The following is a 2,564-nucleotide window of genomic DNA, read 5'->3' on the forward strand; positions in this document are numbered from 1 at the left end:
CACGCTCGATCGGGAAAAGTGCACTCTCGACTTGGACTCGTGCACTGTCGATGGGCGTGGTGGCTGGGTCAGCAGCAGCGGCCCTGGGGGTTCTGGTCCAGCCAGTCCATGTGCTCGCGCCAGAACTCGCGTTCTGACAGCGGCTCCGCCTCGGGGTGACGGGCGGCGAGGTGGGCGCAGTAGCGGTCATACGCGTCCGCGCCCATGACGGCCCGGAGGTAGCCGACCGCACGGCGCCCGCTGTCGCGGGCGCCGCGCAGGATCGCGGGGAGGGCGGCCGGCACGGTCAGTGCCCCCTCCCGGCCGGGACCGGCTCACGGACCTGGGCCCACTGGGCCTCGAGCTCCTTCTCCATCGGCGTCGGCACGAGCCCGGCCGGGGCGAAGATCTTCGACTCGATGCGCGGGTCCTCGGTGTTGCCGCCGCGGTGACCCATGGCCGCCCGCACCGTCACGATGATCGCGGCGACGAGGACGATGAGGGTCAGCACGACGAAGACGACCGACAGGGTGCCCTGGACCGTGGTGTTGCGGACGACCGCCTCCATGGCCTCGACGTTCTTGGCCGTGCCGAAGCTCGTCTTGCCCGCGGCGAGCGCCTCCTTGAACGCGTTGTGCTGGGCCCAGTAGCCGACGGCCGGGACCGGCGAGAAGATCTTGAAGATCGACGCGGTGACGGTGACGACTGCGGCGAACCCGAGCGGGACCACGACGACCCACAGGTGCTTGAAGTTGCCGCGCTTCGCGATGATCGCCATGACGACAGCGAGCGCGATGACGGCGAGCAGCTGGTTCGCGATACCGAACAGCGGGAAGAACGTGTTGATGCCGCCGAGCGGGTCGGTCACACCGAGCACGAGGATGTAGCCCCAGCCCGCGACCATGATCGCCGTGCAGATCCAGGCCCCGACCGTCCAGGACGTGTCCTTGAACTTCGGCACGAAGTTGCCGATCGTGTCCTGGAGCATGAACCGGGCCACGCGGGTGCCGGCGTCGACGGCGGTGAGGATGAACAGCGCCTCGAACATGATCGCGAAGTGGTACCAGAAGCCCATCAGGGCGGTGCCGCCGAACCACTGGTGCAGGACGTGGGCGATGCCGACCGCGAGCGTGGGTGCGCCACCGGTGCGCGAGACGATCGACTCCTCACCGACGTTGCGCGCCAGCTCGCTCAGCATGTCGGGCGTCAGGTGGACGCCGGACAGGCCGAGCTGGTTGACGAAGGCGACCGCGCCCTCGATCGTGCCCTGGGTCGCGGCCGGGGAGGCGTTCATCGCGAAGTAGACACCGCGGTCGATGACGAGGGCCGCGACGAGCGCCATGATCGCGACGAAGGACTCCATCAGCATGCCGCCGTAGCCGAGGAAGCGGGTCTGCCGCTCCTTCTCGACCAGCTTCGGCGTCGTGCCCGAGGAGATCAGGGCGTGGAAGCCCGACAGTGCGCCACAGGCGATCGTCACGAAGAGGAACGGGAAGAGCGAGCCTGCCACGACCGGGCCGTCGTCTCGGCTGGCGAACTCGGAGAAGGCCGGCACGTTGATGGTCGGGTGCACGACGATGATGCCGACCGCGAGCAGGGCGATGACGCCGATCTTCATGAAGGTCGACAGGTAGTCACGCGGCGCGAGCAGCAGCCAGACTGGCAGCACGGCCGCGATGAAGCCATAGATGATGATCATCCAGGCGATCGTCGTGCGGTCGAGGTGGAAGAACGAGGCGCCCCAGGCCGACTCGGCGACCCAGCGGCCCGAGATGATGGCGAACATCAGCAGGACGAAGCCGATGACCGAGACCTCCATGACCTTGCCCGGCCGAATGAAGCGCAGGTAGACCCCCATGAAGAGGGCGATCGGCAGGGTCAGGCCGACGGAGTAGACGCCCCACGGCGAGGCGCCGAGGGCGTTGACGACGACGAGCGCGAGGATCGCCGTGATGATGATCATGATGGTGAGCGTCGCGATGAGGGCGGCGGTGCCACCGATGACGCCGAGCTCCTCGCGCGCCATCTGGCCGAGCGAGCGGCCGCCGCGGCGCATCGAGAAGAACATGACGAGGTAGTCCTGCACCGCGCCCGCGAGCACGACACCGACGATGATCCAGATCGTGCCGGGCAGGTAGCCCATCTGCGCGGCGAGCACGGGCCCGACGAGCGGACCGGCGCCGGCGATGGCGGCGAAGTGGTGGCCGAAGAGGACCCGCCGGTCCGTCGGCATGAAGTCCTTGCCGTTCTCGTTGTACTCGGCCGGCGTGGCGCGCGTGTCGTCCGGCTTGGCGACCTTGCGCTCGATGTACTTCGCGTAGAAGCGGAAGGCGATGAGGTAGGTGCAGACGGCCGCGAAGACGAACCAGATGGCGTTGATCGTCTCGCCGCGGCCGATCGCGATGACAGACCAGGCGACCGCGCCGAGGAGGGCCACCGCACCCCACCCGAGGATCTTCTTCGGGGTCCACTTCCGGTCGTGCGCTTCGGCGACCTCCGGGTCGACCGCTGCCGGTGGCAGCTCGGCCTTGTCACTCAGGGCATTACTCATTGCGACTTCCTCGTCAAGGGGTGGGGGAGGCGAC

The 2,564-nt window shown here is 68.3% G+C and carries 2 protein-coding genes; both read right to left on the reverse strand.

Annotation, left to right across the window (positions count from 1 at the left end; translation table 11 throughout):
* Positions 1-68 precede the first annotated feature (68 nt).
* Positions 69-284: a YbdD/YjiX family protein gene (locus tag N864_RS26180; RefSeq protein WP_240474444.1), complete on the reverse strand. Its 216-nt coding sequence runs from the start codon at positions 282-284 to the stop codon at positions 69-71.
* Between the two features lie 2 nt (positions 285-286).
* Positions 287-2,530 (reverse strand): carbon starvation CstA family protein, encoded by a 2,244-nt coding sequence (locus N864_RS21340; RefSeq protein WP_034722175.1) that lies wholly within the window; start codon positions 2,528-2,530, stop codon positions 287-289.
* Positions 2,531-2,564 lie beyond the last annotated feature (34 nt).

The sequence above is a fragment of the Intrasporangium chromatireducens Q5-1 genome, from assembly GCF_000576575.1.
GTDB classification, from domain to species: Bacteria; Actinomycetota; Actinomycetes; order Actinomycetales; family Dermatophilaceae; genus Intrasporangium_A; species Intrasporangium_A chromatireducens.

Excerpts from the sequence above, each read along its gene's own strand:
- N864_RS21340 (WP_034722175.1), bottom strand. The coding sequence starts at position 2,530 with ATGAGTAATGCCCTGAGTGACAAGGCCGAGCTGCCACCGGCAGCGGTC.